At 50.8% G+C, this 6,138-nt stretch carries 8 protein-coding genes; 7 read left to right on the forward strand and 1 reads right to left on the reverse strand.

Features of this window, described 5'->3' with window-relative positions; all coding sequences use genetic code 11:
* From BO74_RS20295 to BO74_RS20325, 7 genes are all read left to right on the forward strand, one after another.
* Window positions 1-713, forward strand: a 713-nt coding sequence (locus BO74_RS20295; RefSeq protein WP_496445084.1) for an IS3 family transposase, incomplete at its 5' end; no start/stop codon positions are given.
* 82 nt (window positions 714-795) lie between these two features.
* Window positions 796-1,620, forward strand: a complete 825-nt coding sequence (locus tag BO74_RS20300) for a hypothetical protein (protein WP_496445086.1) — start codon at window positions 796-798, stop codon at window positions 1,618-1,620.
* 128 nt (window positions 1,621-1,748) lie between these two features.
* Complete coding sequence (locus BO74_RS20305) at window positions 1,749-2,660, forward strand: restriction endonuclease (RefSeq protein WP_496445088.1); 912 nt, start codon at window positions 1,749-1,751, stop codon at window positions 2,658-2,660.
* 1 nt (window position 2,661) lies between these two features.
* Window positions 2,662-3,204, forward strand: coding sequence for a hypothetical protein (locus BO74_RS20310; protein ID WP_496445090.1), 543 nt, complete (start codon window positions 2,662-2,664; stop codon window positions 3,202-3,204).
* Between the two features lie 86 nt (window positions 3,205-3,290).
* On the forward strand, window positions 3,291-4,283 hold the full coding sequence (locus BO74_RS20315; protein ID WP_496445092.1) for a restriction endonuclease: 993 nt from the start codon (window positions 3,291-3,293) through the stop codon (window positions 4,281-4,283).
* Between the two features lie 34 nt (window positions 4,284-4,317).
* Complete coding sequence (locus BO74_RS20320) at window positions 4,318-5,022, forward strand: HNH endonuclease (RefSeq protein ID WP_496445094.1); 705 nt, start codon at window positions 4,318-4,320, stop codon at window positions 5,020-5,022.
* A gap of 212 nt (window positions 5,023-5,234) precedes the next feature.
* Window positions 5,235-5,381 carry a helix-turn-helix domain-containing protein gene (locus BO74_RS20325; RefSeq protein WP_496445096.1) on the forward strand — a complete coding sequence of 49 codons (147 nt, stop codon included), beginning with the start codon at window positions 5,235-5,237 and terminating at the stop codon, window positions 5,379-5,381.
* Between the two features lie 44 nt (window positions 5,382-5,425).
* On the opposite strand, the gene BO74_RS20330 is transcribed toward BO74_RS20325, so the two are convergent.
* A partial coding sequence (locus BO74_RS20330) for an IS3 family transposase (protein WP_496445098.1) occupies window positions 5,426-6,138 on the reverse strand: 713 nt, incomplete at its 5' end.

The raw sequence follows: 6,138 nt of genomic DNA on the forward strand, positions 1-6,138 counted from the left end.
GAATCGACGAATTACATCTGGAACATCCGTTTGCTGGTTCTCGCATGCTGCGAGACATGCTCAGGCTGGAAAAGATCGTGGTCGGCCGCAAACACATCGGCACGCTGATGAAGAAAATGGGCATTGAAGCGCTCTACCGCAAGGCCAACACCAGCCGGCGGAACCAGGCGCACCGGATCTACCCGTACCTCCTGCGTCACCTCACCATCGATCGCCCGAATCAGGTCTGGGCCATGGATACGACGTACATCCCGATGCAACGCGGATTCGTCTATCTGACGGCCGTTCTGGATTGGGCGACACGCCGTGTGCTGGCCTGGCGGCTGTCCAACACGTTGACGGCTGATCCGTGTGTCGAGGCGCTGGAGGAAGCCATTCTGAAGTACGGTGCGCCGGAAATCATGAACACCGATCAGGGCAGTCAATTTACCAGCACGGCTTTCATCAGCGTGCTTGAGCAGCACAAAATCCAGATCAGCATGGATGGAAAGGGCTGCTGGCGCGACAACGTCTTCGTCGAACGGTTGTGGAAATCCGTGAAGTATGAAGAGGTTTATCTGCACGGTTATGAAACCGTTTCCACCGCCCGACAGGCCCTGAACCGCTATTTCGATTTCTACAACCGCCGTCGCCCGCATTCAACGCTTGACGGAAAAACGCCCGACATGGCCTACTTCAACCTCACCAAGCCGCCGCTCGCCGCGGCGGCTTAAACCCCGGTAGAAATATCACTTATAAAAACCGAAATTCTGTCCAACTAACCGGGGCCACTCCTTTTTGTCCGATGGGTACTTCGTGCAATCTGACAAAGATCGCCTTGAGGAAAGTTTACGTCGATTTGACCAGTACCTCGTTAGCCTGATTCAAGAGCTTGAGTTCAATGGCCCGAAAGATTTGCCCTTGGAGTCAGGCGTTGAAGTTGTTACTGGCATCTCTGAACGAGACCAATTGGTATTGGTCGGTGAATTGATCGATGCCGGATTTCTCACAATTCACGACTTGCCTGGGGCAATACCGCTCTATGAACTATCGGATGACTTTGACTGGACGGGGCGTTTCCACTTTTTTCATCGAGCTAAAATGGTTTGGAGCACCTTATTCTCCAAGGCAAATCAACCTCCGCAGATCAGCCCGCAGGAGGATGACGATTTTAACGACTTTGATGAGGCGCTTCCGTCAGTTTTTGAGGAGCAGCGAGCTTTGAGAAGTGCTATGGCCGAGGAATCGCGCCGTTTGGCCCTGAAGGCCCCCTCTAACGCCAAGTCAAAAGTCTTCTCCGATGACTATAGCCACTTTGTGCTATCCAATCATGTAGTCGATGAAGCAAATGTACGCTTCATTGAATGGGTAATGGAATCCCCCTCTGGTCAGCGAGTGATCCCAGTCGAGAAACCCGGGAAATTTCTCGCGAGGGAACTAACAATTTTGCCGCAGCTAACAAGTAGGTTCCTTTCTGGCAATCCCGATAAGAGGTTTGCAAAAACATCTAGCGCTGGAGTCGATGGAGTTCGCTCAATTATGCTCAAACCGATCAATCAAAAATTTGTCGGGGATTTACCTTTAACCAAAGCTGCGCTGGAAAAATACAAGCTGCTGGAGACGGACAACGTGCTTGTTTGAATAGCGTGACTGTATCAGTCACCTTCTTTTGCGAACGGTGTAGGTCGTCGGATGGGGTATGTATACGGCACTGTTACACCGCCTATCTTGGTGCAAACCCGCTTCACCTTCGAAATCGTAGTGAACCATTGCTTGGTTATGAACTTGCCATCAGAATGTCTGGATATCTTGACAGTGCAGAATTCGGGTTGGTTATGGCAAGAAGAAGAAAACAGTCGCCATTAGAAGATCTGGTGGATTTGGCCGTATGTTTGCCATGGAAGGCTGGCGTAGTCCTCGCCGTCATCGCCTATGTGGCATTCCACTACATGGCTTCGTTGCCGCTAATTCCTGTGGCTACAGGTGATATGAAAAACCTCGGCCAATCTCTCGGTGGGAGCCTTGGTCGGCAAATGCTCGTCACCTTCTCCACATTTCTGCAATACCTCGTGCCGCTCGCGTTAGCAATTGGCTCCTGCGTGTCCTTTTTTCGGAGGCGTCGCCAGCAGGAGCTTCATAGTGATGTGGCAAGCAATCCGAGCAGAAATGCCCTTGAAAAAATGAGTTGGCAGGAATTTGAGGGGTTGGCTGCCGAAACATTCAGACGCCAAGGATATCGTGTGGTCGAGCGCGGCGGAAACGGGCCAGATGGCGGCGTTGATCTCGATCTCTACATGGGCAAGGACAAGTATTTGGTTCAGTGTAAGCAATGGAAGGTCAGCAAGGTTGGGGTTGCTACGGTTCGCGAATTGTATGGCGTTATGACTGCCGAGCACGCTGTGGGAGGCTTCGTCGTCGCCTCCGGCGAATTTACAGATGATGCCCGGAACTTTGCCGAAGGCCGATCCATCAAGCTGGTTGCAACTCAATCGCTGTTGCGCTTGATCAGCAATAACGCAGGGACGCCTTCGCTTTCTGAACCGAAAGAGGTTGCTGCTGTACCAGCCTGTCCCAAGTGCGGTGGTGTCATGGTTCAACGAACTGCCAAACAAGGCGCAACCGCTGGATCAAAATTTTGGGGGTGCGCAAGCTTCCCTAACTGTCGTGGCATCAGGAATTAATATGGTGCGCGACTGTTCCATTGCTGTTTTCTTGTTGCTACTTTGCCCCAGTGCATTTGCTCAATATCGATGCGTTGAAAACGGCAAGACGCTCCTCACAGATCGTCCCTGTGCGACTTCAACTATCGCTCCAGAACCTAAAGCAACCAACACCTTTGGTGATCCCAAGAATTCAGCCTACTCAACGACAACCGGGTCATGGCGTGGTCAGGTGCAGTTCATGGCAAAGTCAGGTACGGAAGTAGTTAATGAAGCCCACGCTGTCGCTCCGTTTGTGATTGAAATTGACCCTCAGGGGAAAGTGACCGGAAGCAGCACGGAAACGGGGTGTTCGTTCAAGGGCATTGCCAAGCCCGGCATGCTTGAGACAACCGAACTCGACGTGAGCTTTTCAAATTGTCGCTATGCTGGGTACAACCGGCAGATGACAGGTCGTTTGATTCTCAACGCAGCGAAGAGTTACGTTGATTTCAGCCTCATTGCTTTTGACATGATTAAACGCCCTGCGGGTTACTACGAAATAAAGGGAACTCTGCGACGCTAACAGCATTGAGGTCGTAAACCGCTCACTGCATCGTGGTAAGGGTTTGCGACTATTGCAACAAATAAATGTTTCTCAAAGGAATTGACATGCATCGACCGACTTGGATGGTTCGAGCCAATGCTGGCGGAAGTCTCGCTTCGGAATTTAAAGTAAGAAGCCTTGTTGCGATCGGTTGGCGTGAGGCCGGAAACGTCTTGTCCCTTCAAAGTCGCGAAGAGTTCGTCAAGCGCATGTGGGAGACCTATCCGGAAGAGTCCAAGGGCATGATTATCAATGCTTCTGGGCAAGTTTTTCGAATGGTTTGCGACATGAAGATAGGCGATCAGATTGTCACCTATGACAATGCCCGACGAATGTACTTGATCGGAAAAATCGTCGGTGAAGCCCAGTACGATGAAAGCTTGTTTGAAAAGGAATTTCCACTCTTCAGGAAAGTTGATTGGGTCAAGGAAATTTCTCGAGACGATCTGTCGCTGACCGCTAAGAACTCTCTCGGGTCGACTTTGACGCTTTTTAAGGTGCCATCCGAAACTGTTGCGGAAATCGAAGCCCTTATGCGCGGTATGCGTCCTCCGCCTGAAACTGATGAAGAACCCCTTGAAGAAAACCTTCTGCAGGACATTCAAGGTAAATCAAGAGAGTTCATTAAAGACAAGATCAGCCGTCTGGATTGGGATCAGATGCAGCAGATCACCGCTGGTCTACTGCGTTCAATGGGATATAAAACGCGTATTTCGCCTTCGGGTCCTGACAGAGGAAAAGATATTGTTGCTTCCCCCGATGGCTTTGGTTTTCAACAGCCAAGAATTATCGTCGAGGTAAAGCACCGAAAAGGCCAAATGGGTAGCCAGGAGGTTAGGAGTTTTCTGGCCGTGATTCGTCACGACGGTGATAAAGGGTTGTACGTCAGCACCGGAGGTTTTTCCAGAGAAGCCTACTACGAGGCTGAACGAGCAGCGCATCCCATAACGTTGATGGATCTTGATGGCCTGGTTGAAGCCATTCTGGAGCACTACGAGAATATGGATTTAGAAGCGCGAGTCTTACTGCCTCTGGTGCGCCTGTATTGGCCTGCTTGATGATGATAGATGTATCAAGGTCGGAGTTTTTGAGATGATTTTCGAAGACTGGATGCTCCACAAAGGGCTGTCGGTTTCGACAGCGCTGAAATACGATGGGGCCGTTAAGGGTGTGTTGTCTGAATGGGCAATGAACAACGGATTGGTTGATGGGCCGTTGACTGCGATCAATAGTCGGATTCAGTTCGATTCGATTGCTCAAGACATTCGCAAACTGCCGATATTCCTTGAGCGGAATGATACCGGCCATCACATGTACAGCAGTGCTTTGCTGAAGTACGCTGAATATCTATCTGAAGGTTTTGACAGCGATATCGAGTCGGATATTGATACGATTATTTCCGACTCAACCATTTCTTCGACCGAGAAAAGTAGCCTCGTCAAAGCACGGATCGGTCAAGGCACCTTCAGGCAGCGCCTGATCGGACTTTGGGGTGGTTGCTCTGTAACTGGCTTCAAGGATAGTAATTTGCTCGTCGCTTCGCATATCAAGCCTTGGCGGGCTTCGTCCAATACAGAGCGACTAGACAAGTTCAATGGGCTTCTGCTTATCCCAAACCTCGATAAAGCATTTGATGCTGGGCTTGTTACCTTTGAAGAGAATGGTGACATTCGAATTTCCCCCCAGTTGTCAGAGCCAGGAAAACTGAGCATTGAACCGGATTTGCGTGTTTCACTTAAGCCTGAAAATGAAACGTATATGAGGTTTCATCGGTTAGAAGTTTTTCGCGGCGTGTGAAGTTGTAGTTTGCTCAAAGCTCATAGATTAGCCGTTGCTGCCGCTAGAATCTGCTAAGCCTAAGCGAGTAGTGTTTGCTGTTGGAATACAATTGAAATATCCCTTACATGTTGACGCGCGCCGAATATTGACCATTTGAACGGAGTAATGCGCATTCAAAACTGACCAGGGTGATTAACCTCACTGCTCGTTTTTTGAGCAGGATTTAGGAGATGATCACCATGAAAGAGTTAGGAAGAGTACGGCGTTTGTTTTATCGGGATGGCGAATCGCTGTCCGAGATTTCGCGTAAGACGGGTTTCAGCCGAAACACCATCAAACGCTGGCTGAAGACAGCAGAAAGGAGTGGCCCCGGTTAGTTGGACAGAATTTCGGTTTTTATAAGTGATATTTCTACCGGGGTTTAAGCCGCCGCGGCGAGCGGCGGCTTGGTGAGGTTGAAGTAGGCCATGTCGGGCGTTTTTCCGTCAAGCGTTGAATGCGGGCGACGGCGGTTGTAGAAATCGAAATAGCGGTTCAGGGCCTGTCGGGCGGTGGAAACGGTTTCATAACCGTGCAGATAAACCTCTTCATACTTCACGGATTTCCACAACCGTTCGACGAAGACGTTGTCGCGCCAGCAGCCCTTTCCATCCATGCTGATCTGGATTTTGTGCTGCTCAAGCACGCTGATGAAAGCCGTGCTGGTAAATTGACTGCCCTGATCGGTGTTCATGATTTCCGGCGCACCGTACTTCAGAATGGCTTCCTCCAGCGCCTCGACACACGGATCAGCCGTCAACGTGTTGGACAGCCGCCAGGCCAGCACACGGCGTGTCGCCCAATCCAGAACGGCCGTCAGATAGACGAATCCGAGTTGCATCGGGATGTACGTCGTATCCATGGCCCAGACCTGATTCGGGCGATCGATGGTGAGGTGACGCAGGAGGTACGGGTAGATCCGGTGCGCCTGGTTCCGCCGGCTGGTGTTGGCCTTGCGGTAGAGCGCTTCAATGCCCATTTTCTTCATCAGCGTGCCGATGTGTTTGCGGCCGACCACGATCTTTTCCAGCCTGAGCATGTCTCGCAGCATGCGAGAACCAGCAAACGGATGTTCCAGATGTAATTCGTCGATTC

This window comes from Propionivibrio pelophilus DSM 12018 (assembly GCF_059569095.1).